Genomic DNA, 15454 nt, shown 5'->3' on the forward strand with positions numbered 1-15454 from the left:
ATGAGCGAGCTGGCAGCGGTACCGGTGACCGCACTGAAGGGCGTCGGGGCGGCGCTGGCCGAAAAGCTCGCCAAGGTCGGCCTGGAAACCCTGCAGGATCTGCTGTTTCACCTGCCGCTGCGCTACCAGGACCGCACGCGCATCGTGCCGATCGGCGCACTGCGTCCCGGCCAGGACGCGGTGGTAGAAGGCACCGTCACGGGTGCCGATGTGGTGATGGGGCGGCGCCGTAGCCTGCTGGTACGCCTGCATGATGGCAGCGGCAGCCTCAGCCTTCGCTTCTACCATTTCAGCCAGGCGCAGAAAGAAGCGCTCAAGCGTGGCACCCAGGTGCGCTGCTATGGCGAAGCCAGGCCCGGTGCATCGGGCCTGGAGATCTATCACCCGGAATACCGTGCGCTTACTGACAGTGAGCCGGTGGCCGTCGAGCAGACGCTTACGCCGATCTACCCGACCACCGAGGGCCTGACGCAGCAGCGCCTGCGCCAGCTCACGGCGCAAGCGCTGGCTCGGCTTGGCCCGCACAGCCTGCCCGACTGGTTACCCGACGAGCTGACCCGTGACTACCGGCTGGCGAAGCTGGATGAAGCGATCCGCTACCTGCACCGACCGCCTCCGGATGCCGACCTCGAAGAACTTGCCGAGGGCCGCCACTGGGCGCAGCATCGGCTGGCTTTCGAGGAGCTGCTGACTCACCAGCTCTCGATGCAACGCTTGCGCGAAAGCAGTCGCGCCCAGCACGCGCCGCCACTGCCGGTCGCGCGCGATCTGCCGCAACGCTACCTGACCAACCTCGGCTTCCAGCCCACCGGCGCGCAGCAACGCGTGGGTGCCGAGATCGCCTACGACCTCGCTCAGAACGAACCCATGCTGCGCCTGGTCCAGGGTGACGTGGGCGCCGGCAAGACCGTTGTGGCCGCCCTCGCCGCTTTGCAGGCCCTGGAGGCGGGCTATCAGGTCGCCTTGATGGCACCCACCGAGATCCTTGCAGAACAGCATTTCATGACCTTCTGCAAATGGCTGGAACCGCTGGGCATCGAAGTCGCCTGGCTGGCCGGCAAACTCAAGGGCAAAGCCCGTGCCGCGGCACTTGAGCGCATCGCGGCCGGTTGCCCTATGGTGGTGGGCACCCATGCGCTGTTTCAGGACGAGGTTCAGTTCCGTCGCCTGGCCCTGGTGATCATCGACGAGCAGCACCGTTTCGGCGTCCAGCAGCGCCTGGCGCTACGTCGCAAAGGCGTTGAAGGCCGGCTCTGCCCGCATCAGCTGATCATGACCGCCACGCCCATCCCACGCACGCTGGCCATGAGCGCCTATGCCGATCTGGACACCTCCATCCTCGACGAACTGCCGCCCGGTCGTACACCGGTCAACACGGTGCTGGTGGCTGATAGCAGGAGATTGGAGGTCATCGAGCGGGTGCGGTCAGCCTGCAACGAAGGGCGTCAGGCCTATTGGGTCTGCACCCTGATCGAGGAGTCTGAAGAGCTGACCTGTCAGGCAGCGGAAACCACCTTCGAAGATCTTTCCGCGGCGCTCGGCGGGCTGAATGTGGGGCTGATCCACGGTCGCATGAAGCCTGCGGAAAAGGCAGCTGTGATGGCAGAATTCAAGGAAGGCCGGCTGCAATTGTTGGTCGCCACTACCGTGATCGAGGTCGGTGTCGACGTGCCGAACTCAAGCCTGATGATCATCGAAAACCCGGAACGCCTTGGGCTCGCTCAATTGCATCAACTGCGCGGACGGGTCGGTCGCGGCAGTGCCGCTAGTCATTGTGTGCTGCTCTATCACCCGCCACTTTCGCAGATCGGACGCGAACGGCTGGCGATCATGCGCGAAACCTGCGACGGCTTCATCATCGCGGAGAAGGATCTGGAGCTGCGCGGCCCAGGAGAAATGCTGGGCACCCGGCAAACCGGTCTGCTGCAGTTCAAGGTCGCCGACCTGATGCGTGACGCGGACCTGCTTCCCGCCGTCCGAGATGCTGCGCAAGCACTGCTTGCACATTGGCCGCAACACGTCAGCCCGTTACTGGAACGCTGGCTGCGCCACGGCCAGCAATACGGTCAGGTCTGACGCTCGTCGGTAAACCCTAACCGGACTAAACCTGACGCTATACTGCGGCGCACGGGAATAAGACGGATCATGCTCATGAACTCGGCTGTCGATAGAACAACTTCAATTACGCCACCCGCCCTGATCGTCCAGCTCCTTGAAAAGCTGGGGTTGCCCTACCGCACACGCGACGACAGCCCCGAGCTGGACCCGGCAAAGCGGGTACAGGTGGTGCTGGTGGATGATGCCATCGGTGCCTTGCTTGTGCTGTTCCCGCGGGATCACCTGCTTGACCTGAATCGTCTGGGTGAGCTCACTGGCCGTCAGCTGCTGGCCGTCAAGCCGGACCGCCTGGCACGCATGCTAGCCAAGCACAGCCTGCAGGTACTGCCGGGGCTGCCGCCACTGACCAGCTCACCCTGCCTGTATGAAGAGCGCCTGCTACAGCAGCCACTGTTGTTCATCGACAGCGGGCATCCCGGCCTTTTGCTTGAGATGGCCAGCCACGATTTCAAGCAACTGCTCAGCAAGGCCAGCGCCGGACAGTTCGCCGTGCCTGTCAGCACGATTCAGCCGAATCTCGACCGCCCCGAGGAAGACAGCGCCGAGATCACCCTGGCAGTGCAGAGCTTTACCGCACGACGTATCCAGAAGCGGCTCGAAGAGACCATTGAAATCCCACCGCTGGCGCAGACGGCGCAGAAAATCATCAAGCTGCGCGTCGATCCGGACGCCACGGTGGATGACATCACTGGCGTGGTCGAAACCGACCCGGCACTGGCCGCGCAGGTGGTCAGCTGGGCCGCTTCGCCTTACTACCGCGCGCCCGGCAAGATCCGCTCGGTAGAGGACGCGATCGTGCGGGTGCTTGGCTTCGATCTGGTGATCAATCTGGCGCTCGGGCTCGCGCTGGGCAAGACCCTGAGCCTGCCCAAGGATCAGCCGCAGCAGGCCACACCCTACTGGCAGCAATCGATTTACACGGCAGCAGTCATCGAAGGTCTCAACCGCGCCATACCAAGGACTCAGCGCCCCGAGGCGGGCATCAGCTATCTTGCAGGGTTACTGCACAACTTCGGCTACCTGGTACTGGCGCACGTCTTCCCACCTCATTTCTCGCTGATCTGCCGACACATGGAGGTCAATCCGCACCTGAGCCATAGCGTCATCGAACAGCACCTGCTGGGCATCACCCGCGAGCAGATCGGCGCCTGGCTGATGCGTTACTGGGGCATGCCGGACGAGCTGGCCGCGGCGCTGCGCTTTCAGCATGACCCACACTACCAGGGCGAACATGCCGGGCACGCCAACCTTGTCTGTCTTGCAGTTCAGCTGCTGCGCAACCGTGGCATCGGCTCCGGCCCCTACAGCGAGGTTCCGCAGGATCTGCTCGACCGCCTCGGGCTGAGCCGTGAGAAAGCCAACGAGGTCGTCAGCAAAGTGCTGGACGCAGAAGCCGCGCTCCGCGCCCTGGCGATGCAGGTCCAGCCCTCGCAGTAAGTCAGCCGCGCAATCGAGGCGATGCTGGCCAAGTGAAGCGAACTGCCGCTTTCGTTGCGCGACGGTCTAGCCGTCCGCACGGAAGCTGACCCGGGCGTCGACCAGCCCTTCTCCGACCTGGCTGATACTGACCTCGGCGAGACTCGCGCCAGCGGCCTGCAGCTCATCGAACCAGCGCAGCAGCACTCCATACGACGCGCCGGGGAGCGTCACCTGCAGGCTGCCGTCATTGCCGAAATCGAAACTCTCGATAACCAGGCCCCTCTGCTGTGCGCTTTGCGTCACCAGTCCCTGCAGCTGATCGGGTGCCAGTGAAACCGGATTACTACGCGACATCTGCCGTGCAAGCTCGGTGTTCTGCTCGAGGTAGGCATGCAAGGCACGCTCTTGCTCGAAGTAATCCCGTGCATTGCTGGCGCGCTGCTGCGCTGGCTGCCAGAGCAGCAGATAGAACAGCACCACCAGCAGAAAAGCGCCCAGCAGGCTGAGCGAAAGGCGCTCGCGAGGCTGTAGACGTTGCCAACGCAGCCACAACGGCGACTCGGCCAGGCGCACGCGCATCTGTTGTCTCAGGTTCATCCTCTGCCTCCAATCACAACACGCGCACTGACGGCATCACCGTCACGACTGGCCGACCCCAACTGAACGCTCTCCCCGGTTTGCCCCAGGCGCTGGCGCAGCTGTTCGAGCGCGGCGAAATCGCTGGCGCGTACCTGAAGGGCAAGGTCGCCCCGAGCCTGGTTGAAATCAAGTTGGCCGATGGACACCGGAATGCCCTCGGCCATTGCCAATGCCACCTCGTTGAGCAGGCGCATGAATTCTGCCGAGGCGCCGGTGCTCTGGCCGATGTGTGCGTCGAACTGCGCACGCAGATTGACGATGCGCTGATCCTCGGGAAACAGCTCTGTGTAGAGCGCTCGACTGGCGTCGGCATAGCGCTCGGCCTGGCTTTCCAGCGTCCAGGCCTGGACCAGGTTGAACACCAATTGCACCGCCAGTGCCAGCGCCAGCACGATCATGACGGGCTTCCATTGGCCCAGCCCGCTACCTGCAGCCTGAAAGGCAAAGTCACCCTGCGCCAGATTAAGCGCAGCGGCGCGTCCGGAGGCAAGGAAGCGATAGGGCTCGTCCAACTGCTGATAATCGTCCAGCGGTGAGGGCGCCGCATCGAAGGTGCCATGTCCATGACGCGGCGCGGGGCACTGCCCGGCCAGGTGCGGCCATTGCGAACTGTCAAAGGCCAGCCGGGCCTCCGGACTGCCGCCAAGCAGCGCGCGCCCATCGATGAACAGCAGCTGCGTGCCGTCGCGTGGCAGCAAGTCGGCATCGACATGAATTGCGACGATGGTCAGGCCGAGTGCCTGCAAATCGTCCAGCCAGCCGGCCAGCAACTGTCGGCGGATGGCGATGACACGACGGCGCCCGTCTTCCAGCGCATCGCCATGGGTCAGGTGCAGGTCGTCGACGTTTTCGGCGAGCAATTCTTCCACGGCATAGGCCAGCGCCTGATTGACCCAGCGCGCCTTTCGCGTCGGCAGATTGACCGCGAACGAGCTGCAGACCTCGGCCGGCAGCACCAGGGTCACCGCCGCGGGCGCCCGTTCGATAACAGTCTCCAGCGGCACCCAGCCGTGGTCGCCTTCGCCCGGCAACCAGTAAACACGGGTATCACTGTCGATTCGGGCGCCGCAATCAGGGGGCAAAAACAGGCAGTCCATCGGCTATCGATCTCCGTCGTTGGTTGGTCGGGGCAGCCGTGGCGGCTGACCCAGGTTGCGCTGAAGCACCCGAACGTCGCCGTTATCCTCGCGCCGTAAGCGGCTCACCAGCGCCAGGCGGCGATCGCCCAGGCGCACCTCGCTGATGGCCTGGAAGAATTGACTGGTCACCGCGATGTTGGTGCCTTGAAGTTGGACACCACCAAGCGCCGGTTGCGCCATGAACGTGGCCGTGTCGCGAAACGGGGCGGCCTGCCGTGCCTTGACCAGCGATTCGGCGGCGCTGGGGCTGAGGCTGTCAGCGAGGCTCGACAGCACCATAGCACTGGCCGTGTTGACGTTCAGAGGCGTATCGGCCGGGAGCACGCTGACGTAGGGCGCCAGACGCTGAAAGTCTTCGTCGCGCATGCCTAGCAGCAGGCGCAGCTCGGAAATATCCTCGAGCCGCCTGCCCGCCGTCCGATAAGGCGGATCGAGCAGCAGATAGGCGTTGTCCTCTGCGCCCAGTTCGCCGCTGGGTTGCTGGTCGCTGTCTATCCAGTCAACGAGCCGCTCGGCATAGGGTTCGGTGATCTGCAGGCGCTGCAGCAACCGGCGAAACTGTGCGATGGCTGCCGCGTTGGGCTGTTGTTCCTGCACAAGGCTGTTGAGATTGAAGCGCCCGGCCATGTCCTCGATACGTACCTGAACCTGCCCCTGACCTTCGTCAAGATCGTACGCCGGTTGCGGCAATGCCCAAGGTTCGAGCAGATGATCGACTGGCGGTTGCCCGGTGCCCTCGGACGTTTGCAGATCGCGGCGCAGCATGGTTTGCGCCAGCGCTTCCCCACCCAAGGCGTAATGCCACGCCTGACGTGCCTGCAGCTGGTTGCCGGTGCCTCGGATCGACAGCTGTTGACGGGCGATCATGCCGGCGCAGATCACCGTGACAATGGCGACCACCAGCAGCACGGTGATCAGCGCGACGCCGCGCTGGCCCCTCATTGCATTTCTCCCACGCCGCCCGGCTCCGGAACGCCCTGCGAGTCGGGCTGCACGAATTGCGGCGCCGGTGCCGGGCCGTCTGGCAGCCGTAGCAGGCGAGTAATGGTGCCGTAACGCTGGTGGTCCACCGAGACCTCCACGGCGCGGGGTAGGCGCCGGGCCTGTTCGTCCGGATCACCTCGACCGAACTCGAACGGCGGCCATTCCTCGTGCCAGCTGTTCTCAGCATCCAGATAGCGCAGCCGCAGCGCCAGCACGTTGTCGAGCACGCGCTGCACCCGTGGCTCGCTGTCTACGTCGCGGTCGAGCACGACCCAGTAAACCCGTTCAAGCGTGTCGCCCACCAACCGCCAGCGCACCCGCTGCAGATTGGACCGGCGCATACCCGTGGGATTTCGCCACCCGCTGCGGGTCAGCTCCAGCGACACGCCGTCCTCGGCGCCAGCCATCTGGCCGATAAAAGCATTCTGCTCATCGCCGTAGCCGTCGCGAACCGGTCGTGGCATGGCCTGGACAAGGTCTCGCTCCAGGCTCCACATCGCACGCCCGAGTTCGCGCAGCTGGACTTCCTGCGCGCGCACCACTTCGTCGCTGCGCATCACCGCCTCGAGCATGCGGTAGGTGGCCAACCCCAACAGCGCAAACAGAGCGATTGCAATCAACAATTCGAGCAGCGTGAAGCCTGCCATGGCGTGACGCGTCCAGATCTTCATGGGTCGACGCCAACGAAGCCCGTCAGGCTGGTCACTGCACGCTCTTCGATAGCGCCGGCGCCGACACCGCGCTGCTGCTCGGCGGCCGCGACCCAAACCTGAATGCGCAACAGCCCGGGCGTGCCGCTGGTTTCCACTTCGCTCAGGGTTTGCCATTGACGCCCACCGAATTCCAGCCGGGTGTCTTCCCGGCCGACGCTCGGGGCCGGTTGTTGGAGCTGCAGCTCGGTGAGCCGATTGTCGGCAATCCAGCCGGCCAGGGTCAGCGCTTCCAGCCGCCCGGCATTGCTGACACTGCGCCCGGCCGCGGTCAGCACCACGGCGGCGACGATGGCAAAAATCGCCAGCGCCACCAGCACTTCTAACAGCGTGAAGCCATGTGAGCGCGCATGGAGGCGACTCATCGGCGTCCCTCTACCGGCTGGGCAAGGGGCATGCGGAAGCCATCGCTCGACACCGTCCAGCGGCTTCCGCCAGGGCGCTGATCGGACAGGGTCAGGGTGAAGGGAGACAGCTCACCGCTGGAGAGAATCAGCAGCTGCGGCTGCACGCGGGGCGCACGCCGGCGCTCCCGGTCCTCGTCGTTGGACAGGCCCGCCGGGTCATCCTCGCGCTTGACCGGCGTCACCAGCTCCAGCGGGGTGCCGTCCAGCTCCAGCTCCAGGCGCATCCACTCGGGCGCCTGGTGCGCTTCACGATCACCGGCATCGCGCCAGCGTGCATCGGCTTCGTCGTAGTGCATGACCCGGTAACTGTCCCGATCGAACAGCAAGCCGTATTCACGGCTGTCGAGTACGGCTTCGTCCGCCATCAGGCTGATCAGGGTCGCTACGCGCTGCGCTTCGTCGCGAATTTCGCGCGATGAGCTGGTGTTGCCGGTCGATAGCACTGCCAGGCCCACCAGGCTGCCGAGGATGACGATCACCACCAACAGCTCGATCAGCGTGAAGCCGCCCTCCCGGCGCGCCTGGGGCATGGATCAGAGGTCCCAGTTACCGATATCCGCGTTCAGGTCGGAACCGCCCTGCTTGCCGTCGGCACCATAGGAGTACAGGTCGTACGGGCCCTGGGTACCGGGCGACAGGTACTGATATTCATTGCCCCATGGGTCCTTCGGGACGCGTTTGAGGTAGCCGTCGCGGTTCCAATTCTTCGGCTGCGGATTGCCGCTGGGCTTCTCCACCAGCGCATCCAGCCCCTGCTGGGTGCTGGGGTAGGAATAGTTGTCCAACTTGTACATGTCGAGGGCGGCGCCGATGGCCTTGATATCGCCTTTGGCCACAGTGACTTTGGCCTGATCCGGACGGTTCATCACCTGTGGCACTACCAGCGCGGCGAGGATCCCGAGGATCACCACCACGACCATGATTTCGATAAGGGTGAAGCCACCCTGTTTATGTTCGTTCAACGTCATTCTCACTAGCCCACCAGTTGATTGAGAGAAAGGATCGGCAGCAGGATCGCCAGCACGATTACCAATACCACAGCCCCCATGAACACCAGCATGAAGGGTTCGAAAAGTCCCACCATCAGCGAAATCTGCGCGCCCAGGTCGTTTTCCTGATTGCGTGCGGTACGAGCCAGCATCTGATCCAGCTCACCGGACTTCTCGCCGCTGGCGATCATGTGCAGCATCATCGGGGGAAACTCACCCGTGGCATCCAGTGCGCGCGTCAGGCTGCCACCCTCACGCACGCGCTGTGCAGCTTCGATGACCTTGTCACGGATGCGCAGGTTGGCGATTACCGCTGCAGCGATCCCGAGTGCATCCACCAGCGGCACGCCACTGCGCGTAAGGATCGCCAGTGTCGAGGCGAAGCGCGCAGTGTTGGTCGCCCGCGCCAGACGCCCCACCAGCGGAATGCGAAGGATGAAGGCATGCCAGCGGCGCTTGATCTTCTCATCACGCAGTGCCTGCCGCATCGCCAGGCCTGCCGCCACGAGGCCTACAAAGATCAGCCATCCCCAGCGCTGCACCACTTCGCTCACGGCAATCAGGCCTGTGGTCAGGGCCGGCAGCTGTTGTCCGGTGTTGACGAACACCTTCACCACGTCCGGCACGACATAGCCCAGCAGCAACACAACGATGGCCAGCGAGGCGACCAGCAGGATCACCGGGTAGAGCAGCGCCAGTTGAATCTTTTGCCGCGATTGCTGGCGCTGATCGGTGTAATCGGCCAGCTGATCGAGCACCAGCCCGAGGTGGCCGGCATGCTCGCCCGCCGCAACGGTGGCGCGGTAAAGCTCGGGAAAGGCCGACGGATACTCACGCAGCGATCCCGCCAGGCTATGCCCCTCCATCACCCGCGCCCGGACAGCCAGCAGCATCGATTTGATCTTCTGCGACGACGATTGCGCCGCCGCCGCACGTAGCGCTTCCTCAATGGGGAGCGCGGCCTGAACGAGGGTCGCCAGCTGCCGGGTTACCAGTGCCAGGTCGCGCGCCGACAGCCCACGGCCAAAGGCGAAGCCTCCGCCGCCGCTGTCTTCCTTGGCCTTTGCTTGCTTGACGTCCAGCGGCGACCACTGCTTTTCGCGCAACAGCTGCCGCGCCTGGCGCGCGCTGTCCGCCTCGATCAGGCCCTTCTGCTCACGCCCACGTGGGTCGAGGGCGATGTATTCGAACGCGGCCATTAGCGCGGGACTTCGCCTATGTGGGTGAAAGCCCGAAGTCCAGACCGCTCCCGCACAACGTCAACGCCGGTGTGAGAGGGGGCAGATTGGACGTCATCACCACAGCGAGACAAAGCACCCACGGGCGCGATCGGGACTGCAAGCCCTTCGGTGAAACCAAACGAACTCTTCACCGTTACTCCTCCCGCGTCACGCGCAGCACTTCTTCGATGGTCGTCACCCCTTCGCGCACTTTACGCAGCCCATCCTCCCGAATGCTTGGACCGAGACGCCGGGCGTGGCGAACCATGTCCTGCTCGGCCGCGCGGGTGTGGATCATGCTGCGCAAGGTGTCATCGAATAACACCAGCTCGTAGATGCCGGTCCGTCCGCGGTAACCCAGTTGGCGACAAACATCGCAGCCTTCGGCGTGGTAGAGCGTCGGGGCCTCGCTGGGATCGAGGCCGAACAGTGCACATTCAGCCTCGTCGGCCACGTAGGCGCGTTTGCAGTCATTACACAGCACCCGGACGAGGCGTTGGGCCAGCACCCCAAGCAACGAAGATGAGATCAGGAACGGCTCGACGCCCATGTCCACCAGGCGGGTGACGGCGCCGATGGCGCTGTTGGTGTGCAGGGTCGACAGCACCAGGTGACCGGTCAGAGAGGCCTGCACCGCCATGTCGGCCGTCTCCTGGTCACGAATCTCGCCAACCATCACCACGTCCGGGTCCTGACGCAGGATGGCGCGTAGGCCGCGAGCAAAGGTCATGTCGACCTTGGTGTTGACCTGGGTCTGACCGATGCCTTCGAGGTTGTATTCGATCGGGTCCTCAACAGTAAGGATGTTGCGCGTACGATCGTTGAGCGTGACCAGGCTGGCATACAGCGTGGTGGTCTTACCCGAGCCGGTCGGGCCGGTGACAAGGATGATGCCGTGGGGCTTCTGCACCGCCTGCTCCATCACACGCCTGTCGCGATCGCTCATGCCCAGGTGGCGGAGCGTCAGCCGCCCGGCCTGTTTGTCGAGCAGGCGCAAAACGACCCGCTCGCCATTGGCCGAAGGCAGCGTCGAGACACGAATGTCCACCTCGCGTCCACCGACTCTGAGAGAGATCCGCCCATCCTGCGGGATACGCTTCTCAGCAATATCCAGCCGTGCCATGACCTTGATCCGCGACACCAGCAGGGCCGCGAGCTCGCGCTTGGGCTGTACCACCTCGCGCAGGATACCGTCGATACGGAAGCGGATGACCAGGCGTTTCTCGAAGGTTTCGACGTGAATATCCGACGCGTTTTCCTTGATCGCCTCCCCGAGGATCGCGTTGATCAGCCGGATGATCGGTGCGTCGTCTTCCTGCTCCAGCAGGTCTTCGGTTTCCTGGATCTGGTCGGCCAGACTGTGCAGGTCCATGTCGTCGCCGAGGCCCTCGACCATCTGCATCGCCGCCGACGAATCGTGTTGATAGGCCGCGCTCAGGGCCTGCTCGAATTCGTCCTGCGCCAACCACTGCATCGACAACGGCCCACCGGCGATACGCTGCGCCTCCTGCAGCGCAGTCAGCGGCGCGCCCTCCCGAGCGCACAAGCGCAAGCCCTCGGGGCGTTCCAGCAGGAGCACTCCGTGACGGCGGGCAAAGGCGAAAGGCAACCGTCGCGGCAACGGTTCCTCAAGCAGGGTGATCTCGTTCAAGTCTAATTCGGCCATGCGCAATATTTTCTCGCAGTGGGTGCGATTCGTGTTGGCCGGCGGTCCGATCCGACGCGACCAACAGCTATGGACTACAGGACATGCATGACATTTCAAACCCCTCGCTGATTTTTTGGCGCAGCGGGGCCATCGCGCAAAAAAACCAGCACCAAGATTGAATATAGACGAGGCCGCCGACGAATACCGCGTCTATAACCCGTCATTCATGAGTGCGCCGCGCCTAACAGGGTATTGAACCTTAGACTAAGGTCGAACCCAATACCGACGCTGGCTGCAGCGTTACGAAGCAACCTAACGGTCACGTTGTGAACGAACCGCCACACTTGCGTTCTGGTTAAAACAGTTGTTTGATTTTTTCAGTCCTTGCAGAATGCCGCGCCGCAGCAGGCTTTTAGCAATGTGCAAGGGCCCGTTAAGCCGATCCACACCCAGCCGCCATCCGCAGTGGCCGGGCGATAAGTAACGTCAGCGGTGCGATGACCGGTAGACCGGAAAGTCCGCTGGCTACGATCAAGCAGGAGAACAAGAACAATGCACATTGGTGTTCCTCTCGAAACCAGGCCCGGTGAAACGCGCGTTGCCGCGACACCGGAAACCATCAAGAAGCTGATCGGGCAAGGGCATCGGGTGACGGTGCAGAGCGGAGCTGGCGTACAGGCCAGTATTCCGGACAGTGCCTTCGAGGCGGCAGGCGCCACCATCGCCGATGCCGCTGCGGCGTTCGCAGCAGAGATCCTGCTGAAGGTGAACGCACCGAGCGAGACCGAACTGGCGCAGATCGCGCCCGGTACGGTTCTGATCGGCATGCTCAATCCCTTCGACAATGACAACATCGCACGCATGGCCGAGCGCGGGATCACCGCCTTTGCCCTCGAAGCCGCGCCGCGTACCTCGCGCGCGCAGAGCCTCGACGTGCTCTCCTCCCAGGCCAACATCGCCGGCTACAAGGCGGTGATGGTGGCGGCCAACCAGTACCCGCGCTTCATGCCGATGCTGATGACCGCAGCCGGTACGGTGAAGGCCGCAAGGGTGCTGATTCTTGGCGCCGGTGTTGCCGGTCTGCAGGCCATCGCCACGGCCAAACGTCTGGGCGCGGTCATCGAAGCCTCGGACGTCCGCCCGGCGGTGAAAGAGCAGATCGAGTCCCTTGGCGCCAAGTTCGTCGACGTGCCCTTCGAAACCGACGAAGAGCGTGAGTGCGCCGAAGGTGTTGGCGGTTATGCCCGGCCGATGCCCGCGTCCTGGATGGCGCGCCAGGCCCAGGCCGTGCACGAACGAGCCAAACAGGCCGACATCATCATCACCACCGCGCTGATTCCGGGGCGCAAGGCACCGACGCTGCTGCAGGAAGAGACCGTGCAGCAGATGAAGCCCGGCTCGGTGGTAATCGACCTCGCCGCCTCTCAGGGCGGTAACTGTCCATTGACCGAAGCCGATCAGGTGGTGGTCAAGCACGGCGTGACCCTGGTTGGCTACACCAACCTGGCGACCCTCGTGCCGGCGGATGCTTCGGCGCTATACGCACGCAACCTGCTGGACTTCCTCAAGCTGGTGGTCGATGGAGAAGCCCGATTCCAGCTCAATCTTGAAGACGACATCGTCGCCGCGTGCCTGATGTGCCGTGACGGCCAGGTCGTACGCACCAACGGTTAAGGGAGCCTGAACATGGACATGATTTCTGATGGCATCTACAACCTGATCATCTTCGTGCTGGCGATCTACGTCGGCTACCACGTGGTCTGGAACGTCACCCCCGCGCTGCACACTCCACTGATGGCGGTCACCAACGCCATTTCTGCGATCGTCATTGTCGGCGCCATGCTGGCTGCTGCCCTGACCGTTACCCCGATGGGCAAGCTGATGGGAACCCTTGCCGTGACCCTGGCCGCGGTCAACGTTTTTGGTGGCTTCCTCGTCACCCGCCGCATGCTCGAAATGTTCAAGAAAAAGGAGCGCGCAGGCGCCAAGGCGGAGGTCAAGCCATGAGCATGAACCTGATCACCCTGCTCTACCTCATCGCCTCGGTGAGCTTCATCCAGGCCCTCAAAGGCCTGTCGCATCCGACCACCTCTCGCCGTGGCAACCTGTTCGGCATGATCGGCATGGGCATCGCCGTGGTCACCACGGTGTTTCTGGTGTTCAAACTCGGCGCGCAGCTGGTCGAAAGCGCCAGCCCCTGGAGCGGTCTGGGCTTCATCATCATCGGCCTGCTGATCGGCGGCACCATCGGGACCCTGATGGCCAAACGCGTCGAAATGACCAAGATGCCCGAGCTGGTCGCGTTCATGCACAGCATGATCGGCCTGGCCGCGGTGTTCATCGCCATCGCCGCGGTGCTCGAGCCGCAGTCGCTGGGCATCGTGCAGGCCATCGGCTATCCGATACCGGCCGGCAACCGCCTGGAGCTGTTCCTCGGCGCGGCCATCGGCGCCATCACCTTCTCCGGTTCGGTGATCGCCTTTGGCAAGCTGTCGGGCAAGTACAAGTTCCGCCTGTTCCAGGGCGCGCCGGTGGTGTTCCCCAACCAGCACAAGATCAACCTCGCCGTTGGCGTGGCGATTCTGGTACTGGGCCTGATCTACACCTTCAGCGGCAACTTCACCGCGTTCATGATCCTGCTGGCGCTGGCCTTCGTCATCGGCGTGCTGATCATCATCCCGATTGGCGGCGCCGACATGCCGGTGGTGGTTTCGATGCTCAACAGCTACTCAGGCTGGGCAGCAGCCGGTATCGGCTTCTCACTGAACAACTCGATGCTGATCATTGCAGGCTCGCTGGTGGGTTCGAGCGGCGCGATCCTCTCGTACATCATGTGCAAGGCGATGAACCGCTCGTTCTTCAACGTCATCCTCGGCGGCTTCGGCGCCGATGCAGATGCGGGCCCGGCAACGGGCAGCCAGGAACAGCGTCCGGTCAAATCCGGCTCCAGCGATGACGCCGCTTTCCTGCTGTCGAACGCGGACACCGTGATCATCGTGCCCGGCTATGGCCTGGCGGTGGCCCGCGCGCAGCATGCGCTGATGGAACTGGCCGAAAAGCTGACGCACATGGGCGTGACCGTGAAGTATGCGATCCACCCGGTCGCTGGTCGTATGCCCGGTCACATGAACGTGCTGCTGGCCGAGGCCGAAGTCCCCTACGAGCAGGTCTTCGAGATGGAAGACATCAACTCCGAGTTCGGCCAAGCCGACGTGGTGCTGGTGCTCGGCGCCAACGACGTGGTCAACCCGGCGGCGAAGAACGATCCCAAGTCGCCTATCGCTGGCATGCCGATCCTCGAGGCTTACAAAGCCAAGACGGTCATCGTCAACAAGCGCTCGATGGCCAGCGGTTATGCCGGCCTGGATAACGAGCTGTTCTACATGGACAAGACCATGATGGTCTTTGGCGATGCCAAGAAGGTCGTCGAAGATATGGTCAAGGCTGTGGAGTAAGCGATACCGCAGTACCAAAAACCCCTCCCGGCCCGGCCGCGAGGGGTTTTTGTTTTGGCGGGTCAGCGGCCGGGTCAGAGGCCGAACACCTTGGCCAGGTGCGCCTCGTAGCGCCTGATGTCCGCCTCGATGGATGGCTGCTTCATCACATCGACGCAGAGAAACGTTGGCAGGCCAGTCATGCCAAGAAACTCGTTGGCCTTGTGGAAAGGGAAGTACACGGCGTCGGCACCCTTGCCCTCGAAGAAATCGGTCGGATCGTCAAAGGCTTGCTGCGGCGCATTCCAGGTCGCCGAGATCATGTACTGCTTGCCCTGTAGCAACCCGCCGCTGCCGTACTTCTGCGATGCATCGGAGCGTGTCCGTCCATCGTTGGCGTACAGGCTTCCATGACCCTCGGTGAAAACTTCATCGAGGTATTTTTTCACGGTCCATGGCGCGCCCATCCACCAGCCAGGCATTTGATAGATGATCACGTCGGCCCACAGGTACTTGGCGACCTCTTCAGCCAAGTCATAGCCGGCGTCAATGTGCGTTTGTCTGACGTCGAACCCGGCACGGTCGAGAAAGCTCAGCGCCGTCTCGTGCATGGTTGTGTTGTAGCGACCGTCGGAATGAGCGAACTGCTTGGCGCCATTAAGAAGGAGAATGTGCTTCATTGATCGTTCCAGCAAATGAGGATGGCTCGCAGCCTAACGATTCCAGAACTGTCGATACAGAGCCATT

General features: G+C 63.3%; 15 protein-coding genes. 5 read left to right on the forward strand and 10 right to left on the reverse strand.

From position 1 onward, the window contains the following. The gene (gene recG / locus JQR87_RS19225; protein WP_407294190.1) at positions 1-2076 is read left to right on the forward strand and encodes an ATP-dependent DNA helicase RecG; all 2076 of its coding nucleotides are present in this window, start codon (positions 1-3) and stop codon (positions 2074-2076) included. A gap of 75 nt (positions 2077-2151) precedes the next feature. Beyond that, on the forward strand, positions 2152-3555 hold the full coding sequence (locus JQR87_RS19230) for an aminoacyl-tRNA deacylase and HDOD domain-containing protein (RefSeq protein WP_407294188.1): 1404 nt from the start codon (positions 2152-2154) through the stop codon (positions 3553-3555). A 66-nt stretch (positions 3556-3621) separates the two neighbouring features. On the opposite strand, the gene JQR87_RS19235 is transcribed toward JQR87_RS19230, so the two are convergent. The 9 genes from JQR87_RS19235 to gspE all read right to left on the reverse strand — a co-directional run bounded on the left by JQR87_RS19235 (position 3622) and on the right by gspE (position 11291). Then, positions 3622-4134, reverse strand: a complete 513-nt coding sequence (locus tag JQR87_RS19235; RefSeq protein ID WP_407294186.1) for a type II secretion system protein M — start codon at positions 4132-4134, stop codon at positions 3622-3624. Beyond that, positions 4131-5273 (reverse strand): type II secretion system protein GspL, encoded by a 1143-nt coding sequence (gspL, locus tag JQR87_RS19240; RefSeq protein ID WP_407294184.1) that lies wholly within the window; start codon positions 5271-5273, stop codon positions 4131-4133. Before gspL ends, JQR87_RS19235 begins: the two co-directional genes overlap by 4 nt. A 3-nt stretch (positions 5274-5276) precedes the next feature. Continuing rightward, a complete protein-coding gene (gene gspK, locus JQR87_RS19245; RefSeq protein WP_407294182.1) occupies positions 5277-6257 on the reverse strand; it encodes a type II secretion system minor pseudopilin GspK in 981 nt (326 codons plus the stop codon). Then, a complete protein-coding gene (gene gspJ, locus JQR87_RS19250; RefSeq protein ID WP_407294180.1) occupies positions 6254-6970 on the reverse strand; it encodes a type II secretion system minor pseudopilin GspJ in 717 nt (238 codons plus the stop codon). Before gspJ ends, gspK begins: the two co-directional genes overlap by 4 nt. Further along, positions 6967-7374, reverse strand: a complete 408-nt coding sequence (gene gspI, locus JQR87_RS19255; RefSeq protein WP_407294178.1) for a type II secretion system minor pseudopilin GspI — start codon at positions 7372-7374, stop codon at positions 6967-6969. The genes gspJ and gspI overlap by 4 nt, the downstream gene beginning before the upstream one ends. After that, positions 7371-7946 carry a type II secretion system minor pseudopilin GspH gene (gene gspH / locus JQR87_RS19260; RefSeq protein ID WP_407294177.1) on the reverse strand — a complete coding sequence of 192 codons (576 nt, stop codon included), beginning with the start codon at positions 7944-7946 and terminating at the stop codon, positions 7371-7373. The genes gspI and gspH overlap by 4 nt, the downstream gene beginning before the upstream one ends. A 3-nt stretch (positions 7947-7949) precedes the next feature. Next, a complete protein-coding gene (gene gspG, locus JQR87_RS19265; RefSeq protein WP_407294175.1) occupies positions 7950-8384 on the reverse strand; it encodes a type II secretion system major pseudopilin GspG in 435 nt (144 codons plus the stop codon). Between the two features lie 5 nt (positions 8385-8389). Beyond that, complete coding sequence (gene xcpS / locus JQR87_RS19270) at positions 8390-9604, reverse strand: GspF family T2SS innner membrane protein variant XcpS (protein WP_407294172.1); 1215 nt, start codon at positions 9602-9604, stop codon at positions 8390-8392. Between the two features lie 175 nt (positions 9605-9779). Beyond that, positions 9780-11291 carry a type II secretion system ATPase GspE gene (gene gspE, locus JQR87_RS19275; protein WP_407294170.1) on the reverse strand — a complete coding sequence of 504 codons (1512 nt, stop codon included), beginning with the start codon at positions 11289-11291 and terminating at the stop codon, positions 9780-9782. A 534-nt stretch (positions 11292-11825) separates the two neighbouring features. On the opposite strand from gspE, the gene JQR87_RS19280 reads away from it, so the two are divergent. Genes JQR87_RS19280 through JQR87_RS19290 form a run of 3 tightly spaced genes read left to right on the forward strand, consistent with a single transcriptional unit; the run spans position 11826 to position 14728 of the window. Continuing rightward, entirely contained in the window at positions 11826-12947 is a 1122-nt protein-coding gene (locus tag JQR87_RS19280) for a Re/Si-specific NAD(P)(+) transhydrogenase subunit alpha (RefSeq protein WP_407294168.1), read from the forward strand. 12 nt (positions 12948-12959) lie between these two features. Next, positions 12960-13280, forward strand: a complete 321-nt coding sequence (locus JQR87_RS19285) for an NAD(P) transhydrogenase subunit alpha (RefSeq protein ID WP_407294166.1) — start codon at positions 12960-12962, stop codon at positions 13278-13280. After that, the gene (locus JQR87_RS19290) at positions 13277-14728 is read left to right on the forward strand and encodes an NAD(P)(+) transhydrogenase (Re/Si-specific) subunit beta (RefSeq protein WP_407294163.1); all 1452 of its coding nucleotides are present in this window, start codon (positions 13277-13279) and stop codon (positions 14726-14728) included. Before JQR87_RS19285 ends, JQR87_RS19290 begins: the two co-directional genes overlap by 4 nt. A 74-nt stretch (positions 14729-14802) precedes the next feature. On the opposite strand, the gene JQR87_RS19295 is transcribed toward JQR87_RS19290, so the two are convergent. After that, positions 14803-15387: an NAD(P)H-dependent oxidoreductase gene (locus tag JQR87_RS19295; protein ID WP_407294160.1), complete on the reverse strand. Its 585-nt coding sequence runs from the start codon at positions 15385-15387 to the stop codon at positions 14803-14805. Positions 15388-15454: the final 67 nt, after the last annotated feature.

The sequence above is a fragment of the Stutzerimonas stutzeri genome, from assembly GCF_051028275.1.
Lineage (GTDB): Bacteria > Pseudomonadota > Gammaproteobacteria > Pseudomonadales > Pseudomonadaceae > Stutzerimonas > Stutzerimonas stutzeri_AS.

Excerpts from the sequence above, each read along its gene's own strand:
- recG (WP_407294190.1), top strand. The coding sequence starts at position 1 with ATGAGCGAGCTGGCAGCGGTACCGGTGACCGCACTGAAGGGCGTCGGG.
- JQR87_RS19230 (WP_407294188.1), top strand. The coding sequence starts at position 2,152 with ATGAACTCGGCTGTCGATAGAACAACTTCAATTACGCCACCCGCCCTG.
- JQR87_RS19235 (WP_407294186.1), bottom strand. The coding sequence starts at position 4,134 with ATGAACCTGAGACAACAGATGCGCGTGCGCCTGGCCGAGTCGCCGTTG.
- gspL (WP_407294184.1), bottom strand. The coding sequence starts at position 5,273 with ATGGACTGCCTGTTTTTGCCCCCTGATTGCGGCGCCCGAATCGACAGT.
- gspK (WP_407294182.1), bottom strand. The coding sequence starts at position 6,257 with ATGAGGGGCCAGCGCGGCGTCGCGCTGATCACCGTGCTGCTGGTGGTC.
- gspJ (WP_407294180.1), bottom strand. The coding sequence starts at position 6,970 with ATGAAGATCTGGACGCGTCACGCCATGGCAGGCTTCACGCTGCTCGAA.
- gspI (WP_407294178.1), bottom strand. The coding sequence starts at position 7,374 with ATGAGTCGCCTCCATGCGCGCTCACATGGCTTCACGCTGTTAGAAGTG.
- gspH (WP_407294177.1), bottom strand. The coding sequence starts at position 7,946 with ATGCCCCAGGCGCGCCGGGAGGGCGGCTTCACGCTGATCGAGCTGTTG.
- gspG (WP_407294175.1), bottom strand. The coding sequence starts at position 8,384 with ATGACGTTGAACGAACATAAACAGGGTGGCTTCACCCTTATCGAAATC.
- xcpS (WP_407294172.1), bottom strand. The coding sequence starts at position 9,604 with ATGGCCGCGTTCGAATACATCGCCCTCGACCCACGTGGGCGTGAGCAG.
- gspE (WP_407294170.1), bottom strand. The coding sequence starts at position 11,291 with ATGGCCGAATTAGACTTGAACGAGATCACCCTGCTTGAGGAACCGTTG.
- JQR87_RS19280 (WP_407294168.1), top strand. The coding sequence starts at position 11,826 with ATGCACATTGGTGTTCCTCTCGAAACCAGGCCCGGTGAAACGCGCGTT.
- JQR87_RS19285 (WP_407294166.1), top strand. The coding sequence starts at position 12,960 with ATGGACATGATTTCTGATGGCATCTACAACCTGATCATCTTCGTGCTG.
- JQR87_RS19290 (WP_407294163.1), top strand. The coding sequence starts at position 13,277 with ATGAGCATGAACCTGATCACCCTGCTCTACCTCATCGCCTCGGTGAGC.
- JQR87_RS19295 (WP_407294160.1), bottom strand. The coding sequence starts at position 15,387 with ATGAAGCACATTCTCCTTCTTAATGGCGCCAAGCAGTTCGCTCATTCC.